Raw genomic sequence first — 321 nt, 5'->3', positions numbered from 1 at the left:
ATGTCCAGCACCAGACACGCCGCGGTCTCGTGTCTGTCGGCGTCCAAAAAGGCGGCCGGACTGTCGTAGAGGCGCACCTCATATCCGCTGGAGCGCAGCAGACTGCCGATCGAGCCACGAACCTCGGCATCGTCGTCGATCACGCATACGCAGTCCGCCGCCGCTGCTCCGACCGTGACCGAGCTCACGCCGCCATCCTCTTGCCGTCGGCGACCACCGGCAGGCGGAAGCTGAACGTCGCACCGCCATCCGGGTTGGTCGCTCCGCCCAGCGTGCCGCCATGCTGCTCCACGATCGATCGGCAGATTGAGAGGCCCATCC

1 protein-coding gene is annotated in these 321 nt (G+C 67.0%); it reads right to left on the bottom strand.

Annotated features, from left to right (window positions below):
• Positions 1–184: 184 nt before the first annotated feature.
• Positions 185–319, bottom strand: coding sequence for an ATP-binding protein (locus AC0IYH_RS30395; protein WP_471837864.1), 135 nt, complete (start codon positions 317–319; stop codon positions 185–187).
• Positions 320–321 lie beyond the last annotated feature (2 nt).

It is taken from the genome of Pseudomonas sp. AC463, assembly GCF_979253585.1.
Note: the sequence above shows the minus strand (reverse complement) of the source record. Positions and strands in the feature narration are given on the sequence as shown.